Annotated in this window: 22 protein-coding genes; 21 read left to right on the top strand and 1 reads right to left on the bottom strand. The window is 67.1% G+C overall.

From position 1 onward, the window contains the following. Positions 1 to 50 precede the first annotated feature (50 nt). From EZJ19_RS02120 to EZJ19_RS02070, 11 genes are all read left to right on the top strand, one after another. Positions 51 to 2,474 carry a DEAD/DEAH box helicase gene (locus EZJ19_RS02120; RefSeq protein ID WP_131444656.1) on the top strand — a complete coding sequence of 808 codons (2,424 nt, stop codon included), beginning with the start codon at positions 51 to 53 and terminating at the stop codon, positions 2,472 to 2,474. A 2-nt stretch (positions 2,475 to 2,476) separates the two neighbouring features. Then, entirely contained in the window at positions 2,477 to 3,694 is a 1,218-nt protein-coding gene (locus tag EZJ19_RS02115; RefSeq protein ID WP_131444655.1) for a ribonuclease H-like domain-containing protein, read from the top strand. A 280-nt stretch (positions 3,695 to 3,974) separates the two neighbouring features. Continuing rightward, entirely contained in the window at positions 3,975 to 4,448 is a 474-nt protein-coding gene (gene mlaD, locus EZJ19_RS02110; RefSeq protein ID WP_131444654.1) for an outer membrane lipid asymmetry maintenance protein MlaD, read from the top strand. A gap of 68 nt (positions 4,449 to 4,516) precedes the next feature. Next, a complete protein-coding gene (locus EZJ19_RS02105) occupies positions 4,517 to 5,119 on the top strand; it encodes an MlaC/ttg2D family ABC transporter substrate-binding protein (protein ID WP_131444653.1) in 603 nt (200 codons plus the stop codon). Positions 5,120 to 5,126: 7 nt separating this feature from the next. Then, positions 5,127 to 5,399 (top strand): STAS domain-containing protein, encoded by a 273-nt coding sequence (locus EZJ19_RS02100; protein ID WP_131444652.1) that lies wholly within the window; start codon positions 5,127 to 5,129, stop codon positions 5,397 to 5,399. 46 nt (positions 5,400 to 5,445) lie between these two features. Continuing rightward, positions 5,446 to 6,300: an ABC transporter ATP-binding protein gene (locus EZJ19_RS02095; RefSeq protein WP_276320091.1), complete on the top strand. Its 855-nt coding sequence runs from the start codon at positions 5,446 to 5,448 to the stop codon at positions 6,298 to 6,300. Next, a complete protein-coding gene (locus tag EZJ19_RS02090; RefSeq protein ID WP_131444650.1) occupies positions 6,297 to 7,052 on the top strand; it encodes an ABC transporter permease in 756 nt (251 codons plus the stop codon). The genes EZJ19_RS02095 and EZJ19_RS02090 overlap by 4 nt, the downstream gene beginning before the upstream one ends. A gap of 18 nt (positions 7,053 to 7,070) precedes the next feature. Further along, entirely contained in the window at positions 7,071 to 8,336 is a 1,266-nt protein-coding gene (gene murA, locus EZJ19_RS02085; protein ID WP_131444649.1) for a UDP-N-acetylglucosamine 1-carboxyvinyltransferase, read from the top strand. A gap of 4 nt (positions 8,337 to 8,340) precedes the next feature. Then, positions 8,341 to 8,994: an ATP phosphoribosyltransferase gene (hisG, locus tag EZJ19_RS02080; RefSeq protein ID WP_131444648.1), complete on the top strand. Its 654-nt coding sequence runs from the start codon at positions 8,341 to 8,343 to the stop codon at positions 8,992 to 8,994. A 45-nt stretch (positions 8,995 to 9,039) separates the two neighbouring features. Beyond that, on the top strand, positions 9,040 to 10,338 hold the full coding sequence (gene hisD, locus EZJ19_RS02075) for a histidinol dehydrogenase (protein ID WP_131444647.1): 1,299 nt from the start codon (positions 9,040 to 9,042) through the stop codon (positions 10,336 to 10,338). A gap of 129 nt (positions 10,339 to 10,467) precedes the next feature. After that, positions 10,468 to 10,812 carry a hypothetical protein gene (locus EZJ19_RS02070; protein WP_131444646.1) on the top strand — a complete coding sequence of 115 codons (345 nt, stop codon included), beginning with the start codon at positions 10,468 to 10,470 and terminating at the stop codon, positions 10,810 to 10,812. A gap of 13 nt (positions 10,813 to 10,825) precedes the next feature. Here EZJ19_RS02070 and hisC read toward each other — a convergent pair whose 3' ends face one another. After that, entirely contained in the window at positions 10,826 to 11,884 is a 1,059-nt protein-coding gene (hisC, locus tag EZJ19_RS02065) for a histidinol-phosphate transaminase (protein WP_131444645.1), read from the bottom strand. A gap of 100 nt (positions 11,885 to 11,984) precedes the next feature. Here hisC and hisB point away from each other — a divergent pair, with 100 nt between their 5' ends. Genes hisB through tatC form a run of 10 tightly spaced genes read left to right on the top strand, consistent with a single transcriptional unit; the run spans position 11,985 to position 17,437 of the window. Next, a complete protein-coding gene (gene hisB, locus EZJ19_RS02060; RefSeq protein ID WP_131444644.1) occupies positions 11,985 to 12,572 on the top strand; it encodes an imidazoleglycerol-phosphate dehydratase HisB in 588 nt (195 codons plus the stop codon). Further along, a complete protein-coding gene (gene hisH, locus EZJ19_RS02055) occupies positions 12,572 to 13,222 on the top strand; it encodes an imidazole glycerol phosphate synthase subunit HisH (protein WP_131444643.1) in 651 nt (216 codons plus the stop codon). Before hisB ends, hisH begins: the two co-directional genes overlap by 1 nt. 20 nt (positions 13,223 to 13,242) lie before the next feature. Next, positions 13,243 to 13,986: a 1-(5-phosphoribosyl)-5-[(5-phosphoribosylamino)methylideneamino]imidazole-4-carboxamide isomerase gene (hisA, locus tag EZJ19_RS02050; protein ID WP_131444642.1), complete on the top strand. Its 744-nt coding sequence runs from the start codon at positions 13,243 to 13,245 to the stop codon at positions 13,984 to 13,986. Beyond that, positions 13,986 to 14,756: an imidazole glycerol phosphate synthase subunit HisF gene (hisF, locus tag EZJ19_RS02045; RefSeq protein WP_131444641.1), complete on the top strand. Its 771-nt coding sequence runs from the start codon at positions 13,986 to 13,988 to the stop codon at positions 14,754 to 14,756. Before hisA ends, hisF begins: the two co-directional genes overlap by 1 nt. After that, complete coding sequence (gene hisI / locus EZJ19_RS02040) at positions 14,753 to 15,142, top strand: phosphoribosyl-AMP cyclohydrolase (RefSeq protein WP_131444640.1); 390 nt, start codon at positions 14,753 to 14,755, stop codon at positions 15,140 to 15,142. Before hisF ends, hisI begins: the two co-directional genes overlap by 4 nt. Further along, positions 15,139 to 15,468 (top strand): phosphoribosyl-ATP diphosphatase, encoded by a 330-nt coding sequence (locus tag EZJ19_RS02035; protein ID WP_131444639.1) that lies wholly within the window; start codon positions 15,139 to 15,141, stop codon positions 15,466 to 15,468. The genes hisI and EZJ19_RS02035 overlap by 4 nt, the downstream gene beginning before the upstream one ends. Further along, positions 15,465 to 15,800, top strand: coding sequence for a histidine triad nucleotide-binding protein (locus EZJ19_RS02030; protein WP_131444638.1), 336 nt, complete (start codon positions 15,465 to 15,467; stop codon positions 15,798 to 15,800). The genes EZJ19_RS02035 and EZJ19_RS02030 overlap by 4 nt, the downstream gene beginning before the upstream one ends. 36 nt (positions 15,801 to 15,836) lie before the next feature. After that, a complete protein-coding gene (tatA, locus tag EZJ19_RS02025; protein ID WP_131444637.1) occupies positions 15,837 to 16,061 on the top strand; it encodes a Sec-independent protein translocase subunit TatA in 225 nt (74 codons plus the stop codon). Between the two features lie 49 nt (positions 16,062 to 16,110). Then, positions 16,111 to 16,611: a Sec-independent protein translocase protein TatB gene (gene tatB, locus EZJ19_RS02020; RefSeq protein ID WP_131444636.1), complete on the top strand. Its 501-nt coding sequence runs from the start codon at positions 16,111 to 16,113 to the stop codon at positions 16,609 to 16,611. Between the two features lie 7 nt (positions 16,612 to 16,618). Further along, complete coding sequence (tatC, locus tag EZJ19_RS02015; RefSeq protein WP_131444635.1) at positions 16,619 to 17,437, top strand: twin-arginine translocase subunit TatC; 819 nt, start codon at positions 16,619 to 16,621, stop codon at positions 17,435 to 17,437. Positions 17,438 to 17,530 lie beyond the last annotated feature (93 nt).

Genomic DNA, 17,530 nt, shown 5'->3' with positions numbered 1-17,530 from the left:
GTAATTATATACAGTACTGTCATCCTATACAGGTAGCGATGAGAAACACCATGAGCCAGGCCCAAAGGACCTATTTCGACACCGGCGAGGAGCGCGAGCCCGAGACCCCCGCGGTGCGCCGGGAGCCCGCCGATATCGGCCGCCTGATCGCGGCCCTGCAGAAGAAGTACAAGGGGCGCATCACCGGCGAACTGGTGGTGCCGGCCCGGCCGGCCCGCTTCGCCGACTTTCCGGACGGGCTCGACGCCCGCCTGCGCCAGGCCCTGTCGGCGCGTGGCATTGGCCGCCTGTACGCGCATCAGCGCGAGGCCTGGGACCAGGTCGCGGCCGGCCGCCACACCGTGGTGGTCACCCCCACCGCCTCGGGCAAGACCCTGTGCTACAACCTGCCGGTGCTCCAGGCCGCGCTCAAAGAGCGGGCCAAGGCCTTGTACCTGTTTCCTACCAAGGCACTGTCCCAGGACCAGGTGGCCGAGATACTGGAATTGAACGACGCCGGCAGCCTGGGCGTGCGCGCCTACACCTTCGACGGCGACACCCCGGGCGACGCCCGCGCCGCGGTGCGCACCAAGGGCGACATCGTGGTGTCCAACCCGGACATGCTGCACCAGGGCATCCTGCCCCACCACACCAAGTGGGCGCAGTTCTTCGAGAGCCTGAAGTACGTGGTGATCGACGAGATGCACGTCTACCGGGGCGTGTTCGGTTCCCACATGGCCAACGTCATCCGGCGCCTCCGGCGCATCTGCGCCTTCTACGGCAGCGAGCCCACCTTCATCCTCTGTTCGGCCACCATCGCCAACCCGGCCGAGCTGGCCGAGGCCCTGATCGGCGCGCCGGTGGCGGCGGTGACCGAATCGGGCGCGCCCCAGGGCGCCAAGCACCTGCTGCTCTGGAACCCGCCTCTCGTCAACCCGGACCTGGGCCTGCGCGCCTCGGCCCGCTCCCAATCCACCCGCATCGCCCGCATGGCGGTGAAGGCGGGCCAGAAGACCATCGTGTTCGCCAACACCCGGCTGATGGTGGAGGTGCTCACCAAATACCTGAAGGACGTCTTCGACCCCGACCCGCGCCGGCCGGCCCGGGTCCTGGCCTACCGGGGCGGCTACCTGCCCAGCGAGCGGCGCGCCACGGAACGGCGCCTGCGCAATGGCGAGGTGGACTGCGTGGTCACCACCAGCGCCCTGGAACTGGGCGTCGACATCGGCGCCCTCGATGTCTGCGTCCTCAACGGCTATCCCGGTACCGTCGCCGGCACCTGGCAGCGCCTGGGCCGGGCCGGCCGGCGCATGCGGCCCGCCCTGGGCGTCCTGGTGGCCACCAGCGAGGCCCTCGACCAGTTCATCGTGCGCAACCCGGAGTTCTTCCTGGGCGCCTCGCCGGAACACGCCCGCATCGCTCCGGACCAGCTCCTGATCCTCATGGACCACGTGCGTTGCGCGGCCTTCGAACTGCCCTTCCGGGACGGCGAACGCTTCGGCGGCGAGGACCTGCCGGCGCTCCTCTCCTATCTGGAGGAGCAGCAGGTGCTGCACCGGGAGGGCGGTGAGTGGCACTGGATGGCAGACAGTTACCCGGCCGTGACCGTCAGCCTGCGCTCGGTGGCGGAAGGCAACTTCGTGGTCATCGACACCACCCAGGGGGCCAAGGACGTGGTGGCCGAGGTGGATTTCAGCAGCGCCCCCATGACCATCTACGAGGGCGCCATCTACATGATCCAGGCCGCCCCCTACCAGGTGGAACGCCTGGACTGGGAGGGCCGCAAAGCATTTGTGACCCAGACCCGGGCCGACTACTACACCGACGCCATCGACTACACCCGCCTCAAGGTGCTCGACCGTTTCGACGCCGCCGCCGGCCGCCAGGGCCTGTGCGCCCACGGCGAGGTCCATCTGGTGCGGCGCATCCCCGGCTACAAGAAGATCCGCTACTACACGCATGAGAACGTCGGCTACGGCAACATCAACCTGCCCGACCAGGAACTGCACACCACCTCGGTCTGGTGGCAGGCCGACCCGACCGCCCTGGCGGCCGCCTTCCCGAGCCGCTGGCAGGCCCTGGACGGTTTCCTGGGCGCCGCCTACGCCCTGCACCTGGTGGCCGCCATCCTGACCATGTCGGAGCGCCAGGACCTGGGCCGGGCGGTGGGTGATTCCAATTCCACCTGGTCCGCCACGGTCGGCCCGGACGGCCGCGGCACGCTACGCGGCGACGACGGCCAGGCGCTGGATCTCTCCGGCCTGCGGGAATTCCGCCCCACGGTATTTCTGTACGACAACTACCCGGGTGGCATGGGTCTGTCCGAGCCGCTGTTCGACCTGCGCACCAAGGTGGTGGAGGGCGCCCGCGCCCTGGTCGGACGCTGTGCCTGCAAGCACGGTTGCCCGGCCTGCGTCGGGCCGATCCTGGCATCCGACGAGGCGCGCGGGCAGTCGCCCAAGTCGGCTGCCCTGGCGGTGCTGGACCTGCTCTGACCATGGACCTGCGCCAGCGCATCGAACAACTGAAGGCGCGCCAGGGCGCGGCCCCAGCCGCGCCGGACACGGACGAGCGACTGAAACGCCTGCTTGACCAAGGCCCGCGTGCCACGAAGGCATCGGACGACGCCGAGGTGGCGGCACGGCTGGGCGGGACCGTGCCGGCGACCGGAGTGGTGCTGGTCGAGCACCTCATGCCGCTCGGCCACCGGCATGGCCGCGTTCCCCTGACGGCCTTGCTGGACGCACCCCTGGCCGTCCTGGCCGACGTGGCGCCGGCGCCTGACGAGCTGCTGTTCCTGGATACCGAGACCACCGGCCTGGCCGGCGGTACCGGCACGCTGGCCTTCCTGCTCGGGCTCGCCCGGCTGGAGGCGGACGGCCTCCGGTTGCGCCAGTATTTCCTGACCGGCTTCGGCGGCGAGGCCGCCATGCTGGAACATGCCCGCCCCTGGCTGGCCGAGGCCGGCCAGTTGGTGACCTACAACGGCAAGTCCTTCGACGTTCCGCTCCTGGTCACCCGCCATCGCCTGCGCCGGCTGGCTTGTCCCCTGGACGGCAAACCGCATATCGACCTGCTGCACCCGACCCGGGCCGCCTTCGCTTCGCGCTGGCAGGACTGCCGCCTGCAGCGCGCCGAGGTGGAACTGCTCGGCCTGGTGCGCGAGGACGACCTACCTGGCTGGCTGGTGCCCCAGGTATGGGGCGACTTCGTGCGTACCCGCAGGCTGGGCGAAGTCGCGCGCGTACTCGAACACAACCGCTTGGACGTGGTCAGCCTCGCCGCACTCCTGGCCGAGATGGCCCGCATCCATGCCCGGCCGGGCTATGCGAATGCCGACGCCCAGGCCCTGGCGCGTCGCCAACTCAAGGCGGGCCGGCCCGGCCAGGCGATCGCCCATCTGGATGCCGTCCGGGATCGCCTGGGTACCGACGGCTTGCTGGAACTGGCCCGCCTGCACCGGCGCGAAGCCCGCTGGCCGGCGGCCCTGGCCATCTGGCAACCGCTTGCCGAGGCGGGTGTCGTCGAGGCGATGCTGGCCCTCGCCAAGTACCGCGAACATGTCGAACGTGACTTCGCGGGTGCCCTGGCGCTGTGCAGCGTGCTGGTCGGTCGCCAGCCGGGCGAGCCCGAATATCGCCGGCGCGAGGCCCGTCTGCGCGCCAGGCTGGCGGCGTCCGAAGCCACGTCTACGGGCGGGCCGTCAGTGACCTGAGCCGCATTTTCGGCGTTTGTCGGCCCGCCGGCGTGGCCGGTGTTTTCGCCGGTATGCGACAATACGCACATTGACGGTCCACCGGGTGGGCCGTTTTGTTGCCTCGACGGGGGTGGATTTCGTAGCCTTTATCGGCATGCGCGCGGTATGCGCGTCGGGTGGTACGAGGCGGAAGCCCGGTCGCCGATTTCCGGGCAGCGATCATAAAGCGCGTGATACGGCCAGCCGCGGGCGCGGCGCCGGATTTTGTTTGGCTTCTTCATGTTTCTTGGAGTTTGAGATGGAACGGGCAACCCTGGATTTGTGGGTCGGGTTTTTTGTCGCGGCTGGCATTGCCGCCTTGATGTTCCTGGCCCTGAAGGTCAGCAACACCGGTGCCTTCGAGACGGCGCAGACCTATGCCGTGAACGCCAAGTTCGACAACATCGGCGGTCTCAAGGTGCGTGCTCCGGTCAAGAGTGCCGGCGTCGTGGTCGGCCGGGTCGGCGACATCCGTTTCGACACCCAGTCCTATCGCGCCGAGGTGGTGCTCAACATCAGCAGCAACTTCAAGTTCCCGGTCGATACCAGCGCCGCGATCATGACCTCGGGCCTGCTCGGCGAGCAGTACATTGCCCTCGAGGCCGGTGCCGAGGAGAAGATGCTGGCCCAGGGCGACAGCATCAAGATCACCCAGGGCGCCGTGGTCCTGGAGAACCTGATCGGCCAGTTCCTGTACAACAAGGCCGATGAGCCTACCACGCCGCAGAAGTAGGAATGTCTCTTGACGATCGGCCGTGCGGACGCAAAATGGCGGCAATTCATGGAAAACCGGAAGTGACGATGCAAAAAATTATCCGACTGCTGTTCCTGCCCCTCGCCCTGCTGGCCAGTTCCGCGGCCCTGGCCATCATCGGCCCGGATACCCTGGCCCGCAACACCACCAATGAGGTGATCCAGATCGTCAAGCAGGACGACGACATCAGGAACGGCCGCGCCTCCAAGATTTATTCGGTGGTGGAAACCAAAATCCTGCCGCACTTCGACTTCCAGCGCATGACCAAGCTCGCCGTGGCGCGCAACTGGAACACGGCGACCCCGGAACAACAGGACCGCCTGGTCGACGAATTCCGTGCCCTGCTGGTGCGCACCTATGCCGCTTCGCTGTCCAGCGTCGCCGAGTACAAGGTCGATTTCAAGCCGCTGCGCATGGCGGCGGGCGATACCGACGTGGTCGTCAATTCCGAGGTCAGCAAGCCGGGCGCACCGCCCATCACCATCGATTACCGCATGGAAAAGATGAGCGACGCCTGGAAGGTCTACGATGTCATGGTCGACGGCGTCAGCCTGGTCACCGTATATCGCAACTCCTTCAACTCCGAGGTGCGCAAGGGCGGGATCGATGGCCTCATCGAAACGCTCAGCCGGCGCAACCAGCGCAAGTAGGACGGCGATGCGCATCGAGGATACGGTCGCCTATCCGGAAGGTGCCCTGACCCTGGCCGAGGCCACCCGGGCGCTGCAGGAGGGCGAACAAGCCCTGGCGCGCGGCGTCACGGTGTTCGACCTGGCCGGCGTGACCAAGGTCGACTCCTCGGCGCTCAGCCTGCTCCTGTCCTGGCAGCGCCGGGCGCAGGCCCGTTCGCAGCCCCTGAGCTTCCGCAACCTGCCCGAGAGCGTGCACAGCCTGGCCGGACTGTACGGCCTGGCCGACCTGATCCACTGATGCCCCGGCAGTCCGTCTGCGTGCGCTGGAAAAGCGCTATCGCACCGTGCATGCGTTGCGCGGCGTCGATCTCGATATTGCCGAAGGCGAGTTCTTCGCCCTCCTGGGCCCGAACGGGGCCGGCAAGACCACCCTCATCAGCCTGTTGGCCGGCCTCGCCCGACCCAGCGCGGGCAGTGCCGCGGTGATGGGGCACGATGTCGTGCGCGATTACCGCCTGGCCCGGCGGAGCCTCGGCGTGGTGCCCCAGGAACTCGTCTACGACGCCTTCTTCACGGTGCGCGAGATGCTGCGCTTCCAGTCCGGCTATTACGGCCTGCACCGCAACGATGCCTGGATCGACGAACTGCTCGAGAACCTGAGCCTGGCCGACAAGGCGGACGCCTATACCCGCACCCTGTCGGGCGGCATGAAGCGCCGGCTGCTGGTGGCCCAGGCGCTGGTGCACAAGCCGCCCGTCATCGTCCTCGACGAGCCGACCGCCGGCGTGGACGTCGAGTTGCGGCAATCGCTCTGGGCCTTCATCCGGCGCCTCAACCGGGAAGGCCACACCATCCTGCTGACCACCCACTACCTGGAGGAGGCGGAGGAGCTGTGCGAGCGGGTCGCCATGCTCAAGGAGGGCCGCATCGTCGCCCTCGATCGCACCGTCAACCTGCTGCGTCGGGAGGACGAGCAGCGCCTCGAACTGGTGTTGTCCAGCACGCTCCTGCCGGAGAACCTCGACGCCCGCGTGGTCGGCCACGACGGCAACCGCTTCGTACTCGCCCTGCCGGATTACGCGGAGTTGGAGGGCATCCTGGCGGAATTGCGCCGCAACGGCATCCGGATCGAGCGCATGCAACTGCGCCAGGCCGATCTCGAGGAGGTGTTCATCAAGCTGGTGGGGCAGGGCGCATGAGCGGTTTCGGCACCCTGTTCAGGAAGGAGATCATCCGCTTCGGCAAGGTCGCCATGCAGACCGTGCTGGCGCCGGTGCTCACGGCACTGCTCTATCTGCTGATCTTCTCCCACGTCCTGGCGGCGCACGTCGAGGTCTATCCCGGGGTCGGCTACACGGCCTTCCTGATGCCCGGCCTGATCATGATGTCGATCCTGCAGAACGCCTTCGCCAACAGTTCGTCCAGCCTGATCCAGTCCAAGCAGAGCGGCAGCATCGTGTTCATCCTGCTGCCGCCCCTGGCGCATTTCGAGTTCTTCTCCGCCTACCTGCTGGCGGCCATCGTGCGCGGCATCGTGGTCGGGGCCGGCGTCCTCGTGGTCGGCCTGTTCTTCGCCGACCTGAACCTGGCCAGGCCGCTCTGGGTGGTCGCCTTCGCGCTGCTCGCCAGCGCCGCCTTCGGCGCCCTGGGCATCATGGCCGGCATCTGGGCCGACAAGTACGACCATCTGGCCGGCGTGCAGAACTTCATCATCATGCCGCTCACCTTCCTGTCCGGGGTGTTCTATTCCATCCATTCCCTGCCGGCCTTCTGGCAGGGAATGTCGCATTACAACCCGGTGTTCTACATGATCGACGGTTTCCGCTACGGCTTCCACGGCCAGTCGGACGTGAGTCCCTGGCTGTCGCTGGCGGCGGTGACGCCGGTCACCCTGCTGCTCGGCGGGTTGGCTTTGCGGCTGATCCAGACCGGCTATAAACTCCGCCACTGACTTGAATCTGCATACGACATGGACAAACTGGTAATCGAGGGCGGGCATCGCCTGTCCGGTGAGGTGGCCGTCTCCGGCGCCAAGAATGCGGCCCTGCCCATCCTCTGCGCGGCCCTCTTGACCGCCGAACCGCTGGAACTGACCAACGTCCCCGACCTCAACGACATCGCCACCATGCTCAAGCTGCTCGAGCAGATGGGCGTCAAGGTGGAACGCGACGGCCATCGCGTGGTGCTCGACGCCTCGGGCCTGAACAACCCGGTGGCGCCTTACGAGCTGGTCAAGACCATGCGCGCGTCGATCCTGGTCCTCGGCCCGCTCGCGGCCCGCTGCGGCGAGGCGCAGGTCTCCCTGCCCGGCGGCTGCGCCATCGGTGCCCGCCCGGTCGACCAGCACATCAAGGGCCTGCAGGCCATGGGTGCCGAGGTGGCCGTCGAACGTGGCTACGTCCTGGCCAAGACTCCGCGCCTGAAGGGTGCGCGCCTGTTCACCGACATGGTCACGGTGACCGGCACCGAGAACCTGATGATGGCCGCTTGCCTGGCCAACGGCGTCACGGTGATCGAGAACGCCGCCCGCGAGCCCGAGGTGGTCGATCTCGCCCAGTGCCTCACCGCCATGGGGGCGCGCGTCTCCGGGGCCGGCACCGACGTCATCCGCATCGAGGGCGTCGACCGGCTGCACGGTGCCAGCCACCGCATCATGCCCGACCGCATCGAGACCGGCACCTTCCTGTGCGCGGCGGCGGCGACCGGTGGCGAGGTCTGTCTGCGCGGCACCTCGACCGGCTACCTCGACGCGGTGGTCGACAAGCTCATGGATGCCGGCTGCGACATCGTCGGCGAGAAGACCCGGACCAGCGAGACGATCGTGATCCGGGCCCCGCAACGGATCAAGGCGGTGTCGATCCGAACCGCGCCGTACCCGGCCTTCCCGACCGACATGCAGGCCCAGTTCATGGCCATCAATTGCGTCGCCGAGGGTGCCGCGGTGATGCGCGAGACCATCTTCGAGAACCGCTTCATGCACGCGGTCGAGCTGATCCGCCTCGGTGCCGACATCAAGATCGACGGCAACACCGCCTTCGTCACCGGGGTCGCCCGCCTGCAGGGCGCCGCCGTGATGGCGACCGATCTGCGCGCCTCGGCCAGTCTGGTCATCGCCGGGCTGGTCGCGGAAGGCGAAACCCACGTCGAGCGCATCTACCACCTCGACCGCGGCTACGAACACCTGGAAAGCAAGCTCACGGCGCTGGGCGCCCGCATACAACGAGTAAAGGCATGACCCCGTGACGACCAATCATCAAGTCACCCTGGCCCTCTCGAAGGGCCGCATCTTCGAAGAGACCGTGCCGCTGCTGGCGGCGGCGGGCATCACCCCGAACGAGAACCCGGAGTCGTCGCGCAAGCTGATCATCGGCACCAACCGCCCCGACGTGCGCCTGATCATCGTCCGCGCCACCGACGTGCCGACCTATGTCCAACACGGCGCCGCCGACCTCGGCATCGCCGGCAAGGATGTCCTCGTGGAACACGGCGGCGAGGGCCTCTACCAGCCGGTCGACCTGAACATCGCCAAGTGCCGCATGATGGTGGCCACGCCGGTCGGTTTCGACTATGAGGCTGCCGTCCGGCGCGGCGCCCGCCTGCGCGTGGCGACCAAGTACACCAAGACCGCCCGCCTGCATTTCGCCGCCAAGGGCGTGCACGTCGACCTGATCAAGCTGTACGGCTCCATGGAGCTGGCACCCCTGGTCGGCCTGGCCGACGTGATCGTCGACCTGGTCTCCACCGGCGGCACCCTGAAGGCGAACAACCTGGTCGCGGTCGAGGAGATCATGCCGATCAGTTCCCGCCTGGTGGTCAACCAGGCGTCGATGAAGCTGAAGCACGAGCTCATCCAACCCATCGTCGAGACCTTCCGGCGGGCTGCCTCGGCCTGATTCACGCGGTTATAATATTTGTTTGCCAACGCATCGGGTTACATCATGACCACCATCACCCGCCTCGATTCCGCCCAGCCCGACTTCCAGGCCGCCCTGAAAAACCTGCTCGCCTTCTCAGCCGAGACGGACAGGGGGATCTCCGATGCCGTCGATGCCATCCTGAGCGGCGTACGCAGCCGCGGCGACGCCGCCGTGCTGGAATACACCGCCCGTTTCGACCGTCTCCAGGCCGACAGCATGGCCGCCCTGGAACTGCCCAGGGAGCGCCTCGAAGGCGCCCTCAAGAGCCTGCCCCTGCACCTCGAACGTGCCCTCCGGCAGGCCGCCGAACGGGTGCGCATGTATCACGAGAAGCAGCTCATGCAGTCCTGGACCTATACCGAGGCAGACGGTACGGTGCTCGGCCAGCAGGTCACCGCCCTCGACCGCGTCGGCCTCTACGTGCCCGGCGGCAAGGCCGCCTATCCCTCGTCGGTGCTGATGAACGCCATCCCGGCCAAGGTCGCCGGGGTCAAGGAACTGATCATGGTGGTGCCGACCCCGGACGGCGTCCAGAACGAACTCGTCCTGGCTGCCGCCGCCGTGTCCGGCGTCGACCGCGTGTTCACCATCGGCGGCGCCCAGGCGGTGGCCGCCCTGGCCTACGGCACCGATACCGTGCCCCAGGTCGACAAGATCGTCGGTCCGGGCAACGCCTACGTCGCCGAGGCGAAGCGCCGGGTTTTCGGTATCGTCGGCATCGACATGATCGCCGGCCCGTCCGAGATCCTGATCATCTGCGATGGCAAGACCAATCCGGACTGGATCGCCATGGACCTGTTCTCCCAGGCCGAGCACGACGAGCTGGCGCAATCCATCCTGATCTCCCCGGATGCCGCCTTCCTGGATGCCGTCCAGGCCAGCATCAACCGCCTGCTGCCGAGCATGCCGCGCCTGGAGGTGATCAAGACCTCGATCAGCAACCGCGGCGGCCTGATCAAGTGCGGCGACCTCGACGAAGCGGCCGAGATCGGCAACTTCATCGCCCCCGAACACCTGGAACTGTCGGTGGAAGATCCGGACGCCATGCTGCCCAGGATCAAGCACGCCGGCGCCATCTTCATGGGCCGCAACACCTGCGAGGCCCTGGGCGACTACTGCGCCGGCCCCAACCACGTGCTGCCGACTTCGCGCACCGCGCGTTTCTCCTCGCCCCTGGGCGTCTACGACTTCCAGAAGCGTTCCAGCCTGATCCACGTCTCCCAGGCGGGTGCCAAGACCTTGGGCGAGATCGCCGCCGCCCTGGCCTACGGCGAAGGCCTGCAGGCCCATGCCCGTTCCGCGGAGTATCGCGAAGGCTGAGGTTCGGTACGGACGGGAAAGGCCGGGCTCGCCCCGGCCTTTTTTATTTGCGGGGCGCTCGGATGCCGCCGCCGGCGGCGCTCCAACCGCTAGACTGATAAGGTCCGCGTCGTCGCCAAGGAGGTCGCCATGGGCATCCGCCATCCATCCCTCGTGCTCGGCCTGGCCACGCTGCTGGCCGGCCCGCCCGTCTGTGCCGGCGCGGAAACGGTGACCGGCGACAAGGGGGGCGACATGGTGGTCGACCTGATCGTCCTGCGCCCGATCGGTCTGGCCTCCACCGTCGTCGGCGGCGCCCTGTTCGTACTCGGATTGCCCTTCACCGTGCCCAGCGGGACGGTCGGCGAATCCGCCTGCCAGTTGGTGAAACGCCCGGCTGCCTACACCTTCGCCCGGCCCCTCGGCGATCTCGACGGCTGCCAGGGCACCGGCTGCACGCCCTGCCGGCAGGATGACCGGCCGGGCAGGGACTGAGACGCGCGCCCGGTCAGGGCGCCAGCAGTCGGCGCAGGGCGGCCACCAGCGCCTGGCACTGGCCGTCGCTGCCCACCGTGATGCGCAGGTATTGCTCGATGCGCGGCTGCCGGAAGTGGCGCACGATGATGCTGCGTTCGCGCAGGGCCTTGGCCAGCTCGCCGGCGTCCCGTTCCGGATGGCGGGCGAAGATGAAGTTGGCCGCGGAGGGCAGGACCTCGAAGCCCAGGTCGGCCAGTTCGCCGCTCAGCCAGGCGCGGCTGACGATGACCGCCCGGCGGGTGCGCTCGAAGTGGTCCCGGTCCGCCATGGCGGCGGCGCCGCCGGCGATCGCCAGGCGGTCGAGCGGGTAGGAGTTGAAGCTGTCCTTGACCCGTACCAGGGCCTGGATCAGGTCGACGTGGCCGATCGCGAAGCCGATCCGCAGGCCGGCCAGGGAGCGCGACTTGGACAGGGTCTGCACCACCAGCAGGTTCGGGTAGCGCGCCACCAGCGGCACGGCGCTATCGCCGCCGAAGTCGATGTAAGCCTCGTCGACCACGACCACGGAATCGGGGTTGGCCGCCAGGATGGTCTCGATCTGCGGCAGCAACAGCAAGCGCCCGGTTGGCGCGTTCGGGTTGGCGAAGATGATGCCGCCGTTCGGGCGCCGGTAATCCTCCGGCCGAATGCTGAAGTCGTCGGCCAGCGGCACGGTCTCGTAGGCGATGTCGTAGAGACCGCAGTAGACCGGGTAGAAGCTGTAGGTGATGTCCGGGAACAGGGTCGGCAGGTCGTGCCTGAGCAGGGCCAGGAAGACGTGGGCGAGGACCTCGTCGGAACCGTTGCCGACGAACACGTTGGCGGGCGCGATGCCGTGGCATTCGGCGATCGCGGCCTTCAGCCGGTCGGCGTTCGGATCCGGGTACAGGCGCAGGGTGTCCAACTCGGCCTGGATGGCGGCCAGGGCGAGCGGAGAGGGGCCGTAGGGGTTCTCGTTGGTGTTGAGCTTGACGAGGTCGGGCAGCTTGGGCTGCTCGCCCGGGACGTAGGGGGTCAGGGAGTGGACGACCTCGCTCCAGTAGCGGCTCATGGCTGAAATATTCGGTTCAGGGGTGGGAAAAAGTCAGGCGTCGAATGGTATCATGCCCCTTACGTTTGCCCGTTTGCCATACCTACTCGTACCCGCGTCCATGCGTAATTCCGAAGTATCGCGCAGCACCCTGGAGACCCGTATCACTGTCGCTGTCGAGCTCGACGGCACGGGCGCCGCCGAACTTGCCACCGGCGTGGGTTTTCTCGACCACATGCTGGACCAGGTCGCCCGCCACGGCCTCATCGATCTGGCGGTCAAGGCCGAGGGCGATCTGCACATCGATGCCCACCATACGGTCGAGGACATCGGCATCACCCTGGGCCAGGCCTTCGCCCGGGCGCTCGGCGACAAGAAGGGCATCCGCCGCTACGGGCACGCCTACGTGCCGCTCGACGAGGCGCTCTCGCGCGTGGTCATCGACCTCTCGGGCCGGCCCGGCCTGGAATACCGCGTCGAGTTCACGCGCGCCCGCATCGGCGACTTCGACGTCGATCTGTTCCGGGAATTCTTCCAGGGCTTCGTCAACCATGCCGGCGTCACCCTGCACGTCGACAACCTGCGCGGCATCAACGCCCACCATCAGGCCGAAACGGTGTTCAAGGCCTTCGGCCGCGCCCTGCGCATGGCCCTCGAGGCCGACCCGCGCCTGGGCGACCGCATGCCGTCGACCAAGGGGACGCTCTGATGGCCGATGTCGCGGTGGTCGACTACGGCATGGGCAATCTCCATTCCGTAGCCAAGGCGGTCGAGCACGTCGCCCCCGGGGCCGAGGTCGTCGTCACGGGCGACCCCGCCACCATTCTGGCCGCCGGCCGGGTGGTCTTCCCCGGCCAGGGCGCGGCGCGCGACTGCATGGCGGCGATCAACGGCCACGGCCTGCGCGATGCCGTCCTCCAGGCGGCGGCGGAAAAGCCCTTCCTCGGCATCTGCATGGGCCTGCAGGTCCTGTTCGCGCACAGCGAGGAGGGTGACACCCCGTGCCTGGGCCTGTTCGCCGGCAACGTCGTGCGCTTCCAGGATGCCCGGATGCACGATGCCCAGGGCAACAAGCTCAAGGTGCCGCACATGGGCTGGAACAACGTCCGCCAGCTGCGCCCGCATCCGCTCTGGGCGGGCATCGAGGACGCCACCCGGTTCTACTTCGTGCACAGCTACCACGTGGTGCCGGCCGATCCGGACCTGGCGGTCGGCAGTGCCGATTACCCCACCGAATTCGTCTGCGCCTGCGCGCGCGACAACGTCTTCGCGGTGCAGTTCCACCCGGAGAAAAGCGCCACGGCCGGCTTGCGCCTGCTGGCCAATTTCGTAACCTGGGACGGTAATCCCAATTCATAAGTCTTTGAGAGTACCGCATCATGATTGTCATCCCCGCCATCGACCTCAAGGACGGTCAGTGCGTGCGCCTGCGCCAAGGTGAAATGGATAGCGCCACCGTGTTCTCGGAGGACCCCGCCGCCATGGCGCGCAAGTGGGTGGACGCCGGTGCCCGGCGCCTCCACCTGGTCGACCTCAACGGCGCCTTCGCCGGCAAGCCGGTCAACGAGGCCGCCATCAAGGCGATCACCGACGCGGTCGGCGACGACATCCCCGTGCAACTGGGCGGCGGCATCCGCGACCTGGATACCATCGAGCGCTACCTGGACGACGGCATCCGCTACGTCATCATCGGCAGCGCGGCGGTCAAGAACCCCGGCTTCCTGCACGACGCCTGCAATGCCTTTCCCGGCCATGTCGTGGTCGGCCTCGATGCCAAGGACGGCATGGTGGCGGTGGAGGGCTGGTCCAAGGTGACCCACCACGAGGTGGTCGACCTCGCCCAGCGCTTCCAGGACTACGGCGTCGAGGCGGTGGTCTACACCGACATCGGCCGCGACGGCATGCTCTCCGGCGTCAACGTCGATGCCACGGTCCGCCTGGCCCGGGCCCTGACCATTCCGGTCATCGCCAGCGGCGGCATCACCAACCTGGACGACATCCGCAAGCTCTGCGCGGTCGAGGACGAAGGCATCATGGGCGCCATCACCGGGCGCGCCATCTACGAAGGCACGCTGGATTTCGTCGCCGCCCAGAACCTGGCCGACGAGCTCGGTCTCGCCTGATGGGCCTCGCCAAGCGCATCATCCCTTGTCTCGACGTCACCGCCGGCCGGGTGGTGAAGGGCGTCAACTTCGTCAACCTGCGCGATGCCGGCGACCCGGTCGAGATCGCCCGCCGTTACGACGAGCAGGGTGCCGACGAACTGACCTTCCTGGACATCACCGCCAGTTCGGACGACCGCGACCTCATCCTGCACATCATCGAGGACGTCGCCGCCCAGGTGTTCATCCCGTTGACCGTGGGCGGCGGCGTGCGCCAGCCCAACGACGTCCTGCGCCTGCTCAACGCCGGTGCCGACAAGGTCTCCATCAACACCTCGGCGGTGAGCAACCCGGAGCTGGTACGCGAGTGCTCGGGCCGCTTCGGTTCCCAGTGCATCGTGGTCGCCATCGACGCCAAGCAGACCGTCTGGGGCGCCAACCCGAAGTGGGAGGTGTTCACCCACGGCGGTCGCCGGCCCACCGGTCTGGACGCCCTGGAATGGGGCCTGCGCATGCAGGAATACGGCGCCGGCGAGATCCTGCTCACGAGCATGGACCGCGACGGCGCCAAGATCGGCTTCGACCTCAACCTCACCCGCGCCTTCTCCGACGCCCTGCGCATCCCGGTGATCGCCAGCGGCGGCGTGGGCAACCTGCAGCACCTGTGCGAGGGCGTCAGCAAGGGCGGCGCCGATGCCGTGCTGGCGGCCAGCATCTTCCACTTCGGCGAATACACCGTCGAAGAGGCCAAGCGTGCCATGGCCGAGCAGGGCATCGAGGTGCGCCTGTGAGTGAAGTCTGGCTGAACAAGATCGCCTGGAACGACGATGGCCTGGTGCCGGCGATCGCCCAGGACGCCGACACCGGCGAGATACTCATGGTGGCCTGGATGAATCGCGAGGCGCTCAGGAAGACCGCCGACCTGGGCGAGGCCGTGTACTGGTCGCGCTCGCGCAAGAAGCTGTGGCACAAGGGCGAGGAATCCGGCCATACCCAGAAGGTGCTCGAGATCCGCACCGACTGCGACGAGGACGTGATCCTGCTCAAGATCATCCAGACCGGCGGCATCGCCTGCCATACCGGCCGCAAGAGCTGCTTCTTCCAGAAGCTGGACGGCCAGGAATGGGCGACCGTGGAGCCGGTGCTGAAGGACCCGCACGAGATCTACCGCAAATGAGCAACGACGACGTACTGTCACGACTGGCCGATACACTGGCGGCGCGCAAACAGGCCGATCCGCAGTCTTCCTACGTGGCCAAGCTGTACGCCAAGGGCCTCGACGCCATCCTCAAGAAGGTGGCCGAGGAGGCCGCCGAGACCATCATGGCGGCCAAGGACGGGGTGCGCGAGAAGATCATTTACGAAACTGCCGATCTCTGGTTCCATTCCATGGTCCTGCTGGCCCGCGAGGGTATCCGGCCGGAGGAGATCCTGGCCGAACTGGCCCGGCGCGAGGGCATGTCTGGCCTGGTCGAGAAGGCAAACCGCAAGGAAAACGTATGAGCGACTGCATCTTCTGCAAGATCGCGGCGGGCGAGATACCGTGCCGCAAGGTCTACGAGGACGACGACGTCCTGGCCTTCCACGACATTCACCCGGTCGCCCCGGTGCATTTCATGATCATCCCCAAGGCGCATGTCGCTTCCCTGGCGGAGTGTGGCGAAGACCATCGCGACGTCCTCGGCAAGATCCTCCTGCTGGCGCCCAAGCTCGCCGTCGAGCAGGGGCTGACGGATGGCTTCCGCACCGTCATCAATACCGGCCGGGGTGGCGGCCAGGAGGTGTTCCACCTCCACGTGCACATCATCGGCGGCGCTGGTCCGCGCCCGCTTTGATATTAAATTCAGTAATTTAAATTAAGGAGTTGAGACATGGGTTCATTTAGCATCTGGCACTGGCTGATCGTCCTGGTGGTCGTACTGCTGATCTTCGGCACCAAGAAGCTGAAGAACATCGGTTCCGATCTCGGCGGCGCCGTGAAGGGATTCAAGGACGCCATGAAGGAAGAACAGAACAAGCCGACCGAATTGCCCCGCCAGGGCGAGACCGGCGGCACCACGATCGACGTCGAGGTCAAGGACAAGCAGCAGGGCTGAGCGGCGCGCCGGGGCGATGTCCGTCTAACCCTCCCTTACCGAAACCGCCATGTTCGATATCGGTTTTTCCGAGTTGCTCCTGATCGGGGTCGTGGCCCTGATCGTCATCGGCCCGGAGCGCCTGCCCAAGGTGGCGCGCACCGCGGGTGCCTGGCTCGGGCGCCTGAACCGCTACGTTTCCGACGTCAAGCACGACATCGACCGCGAGATGCGCATGGACGAATTGCGCAAGCTCCAGGATGAGATGAAGGCCTCGGCCCAGAAGTACGAAGTCATGGCCGACCAGGTCGAGTCGGAGGTCAAGCGCGAGGTCGGCGACGTCGACAAGGTCATCCAGGCCATGTCGCGTACCGACGGCGGCCTGACCGCCAGCGAGGCGGAAAAAGTCCGCGCCGAGGCGGCCGCCGCGGCCGTTCCGGAAGGCGGCGCGGAAACGGCGCCGTCCGGCGTCGAAGCGGCCCTGAACGCGCCCCTGGAGCCCGCCGCCGCCGACCCGGTAACGGTCGCGACCCCGGCGCCGGGCGCCGAGCCGAGCAACCGGGCCGCCTGAACGCCATATGGATTCCCAACAGAGTTTCATCACCCACCTGCTCGAGTTGCGCGATCGCCTGCTGCGCGCGGTATTGGCCTGGGCGGCCGCCTTCATCTGCCTGTTCCCGTTTGCCAACAAGCTGTACGCCGTCCTGGCCCAGCCGATGCTGGCCAAGCTGCCGCAGGGCGGCCAGATGATCGCAACGGAGGTCGTGACGCCGTTCTTCGTGCCCGTGAAGGTGGCGATGATGACCGCCTTCCTGGGGGCCTTACCGGTCATCCTCTACCAGATCTGGGCGTTCATCGCGCCGGGCCTGTACGCGCACGAGAAGCGCTTCATCCTGCCCCTGGTGGTGTCGAGCGTCATCCTGTTCGGGTGCGGCATGGCCTTCGCCTATTTCCTCGTCTTCCCGGTGGTGTTCGGCTTCATCATCGGCATCGCGCCGGCCGGCGTCGCCGTGATGACCGACATCGGCAAGTACCTGGATTTCGTCATCACCATGTTCCTGGCCTTCGGCATCACCTTCGAGGTCCCCATCGTCGTGGTCGCCTTGGCCATGATGGGCGTGGTCGAGGTGGCCAAGTTCAAGGAGGGCCGGCCCTACGTGATCGTCGGTGCCTTCGTCATCGGGGCGATCTTCACGCCGCCCGACGTCATCTCCCAGAGCATGCTGGCCGTGCCCCTATGGCTGCTTTACGAGCTGGGCGTCCTGGTGGCCGGCTGGCTGGTTCGCAACAAGGACAAGGCTAAGCAGGCCGCCGAGGAGGAGTACCGGCCGCTCAGCGACGATGAGATGGAGGCCGAGTTCGATCGTATCGAAGAGGAACAGAAGAACTCCGGCTGAGGCACCGTATTCGTGCGCGATTTCTCAAAACGCCCCGTTTCGGGGCGTTTTGTTTTGGTGCGTCCGGCGGAAGCCAGGCGGTTCCTGCACTCG

This window comes from Parasulfuritortus cantonensis (assembly GCF_004337445.1).
Classification (GTDB): Bacteria; Pseudomonadota; Gammaproteobacteria; order Burkholderiales; family Thiobacillaceae; genus Parasulfuritortus; species Parasulfuritortus cantonensis.
Note: the sequence above shows the minus strand (reverse complement) of the source record. Positions and strands in the feature narration are given on the sequence as shown.

What these genes read in the sequence shown, in the direction of transcription:
- EZJ19_RS02120 (WP_131444656.1), top strand. Translation starts at nt 51, where the DNA reads ATGAGCCAGGCCCAAAGGACCTATTTCGACACCGGCGAGGAGCGCGAG.
- EZJ19_RS02115 (WP_131444655.1), top strand. Translation starts at nt 2,477, where the DNA reads ATGGACCTGCGCCAGCGCATCGAACAACTGAAGGCGCGCCAGGGCGCG.
- mlaD (WP_131444654.1), top strand. Translation starts at nt 3,975, where the DNA reads ATGGAACGGGCAACCCTGGATTTGTGGGTCGGGTTTTTTGTCGCGGCT.
- EZJ19_RS02105 (WP_131444653.1), top strand. Translation starts at nt 4,517, where the DNA reads ATGCAAAAAATTATCCGACTGCTGTTCCTGCCCCTCGCCCTGCTGGCC.
- EZJ19_RS02100 (WP_131444652.1), top strand. Translation starts at nt 5,127, where the DNA reads ATGCGCATCGAGGATACGGTCGCCTATCCGGAAGGTGCCCTGACCCTG.
- EZJ19_RS02090 (WP_131444650.1), top strand. Translation starts at nt 6,297, where the DNA reads ATGAGCGGTTTCGGCACCCTGTTCAGGAAGGAGATCATCCGCTTCGGC.
- murA (WP_131444649.1), top strand. Translation starts at nt 7,071, where the DNA reads ATGGACAAACTGGTAATCGAGGGCGGGCATCGCCTGTCCGGTGAGGTG.
- hisD (WP_131444647.1), top strand. Translation starts at nt 9,040, where the DNA reads ATGACCACCATCACCCGCCTCGATTCCGCCCAGCCCGACTTCCAGGCC.
- EZJ19_RS02070 (WP_131444646.1), top strand. Translation starts at nt 10,468, where the DNA reads ATGGGCATCCGCCATCCATCCCTCGTGCTCGGCCTGGCCACGCTGCTG.
- hisC (WP_131444645.1), bottom strand. Translation starts at nt 11,884, where the DNA reads ATGAGCCGCTACTGGAGCGAGGTCGTCCACTCCCTGACCCCCTACGTC.
- hisB (WP_131444644.1), top strand. Translation starts at nt 11,985, where the DNA reads ATGCGTAATTCCGAAGTATCGCGCAGCACCCTGGAGACCCGTATCACT.
- hisH (WP_131444643.1), top strand. Translation starts at nt 12,572, where the DNA reads ATGGCCGATGTCGCGGTGGTCGACTACGGCATGGGCAATCTCCATTCC.
- hisA (WP_131444642.1), top strand. Translation starts at nt 13,243, where the DNA reads ATGATTGTCATCCCCGCCATCGACCTCAAGGACGGTCAGTGCGTGCGC.
- hisF (WP_131444641.1), top strand. Translation starts at nt 13,986, where the DNA reads ATGGGCCTCGCCAAGCGCATCATCCCTTGTCTCGACGTCACCGCCGGC.
- EZJ19_RS02035 (WP_131444639.1), top strand. Translation starts at nt 15,139, where the DNA reads ATGAGCAACGACGACGTACTGTCACGACTGGCCGATACACTGGCGGCG.
- EZJ19_RS02030 (WP_131444638.1), top strand. Translation starts at nt 15,465, where the DNA reads ATGAGCGACTGCATCTTCTGCAAGATCGCGGCGGGCGAGATACCGTGC.
- tatA (WP_131444637.1), top strand. Translation starts at nt 15,837, where the DNA reads ATGGGTTCATTTAGCATCTGGCACTGGCTGATCGTCCTGGTGGTCGTA.
- tatB (WP_131444636.1), top strand. Translation starts at nt 16,111, where the DNA reads ATGTTCGATATCGGTTTTTCCGAGTTGCTCCTGATCGGGGTCGTGGCC.
- tatC (WP_131444635.1), top strand. Translation starts at nt 16,619, where the DNA reads ATGGATTCCCAACAGAGTTTCATCACCCACCTGCTCGAGTTGCGCGAT.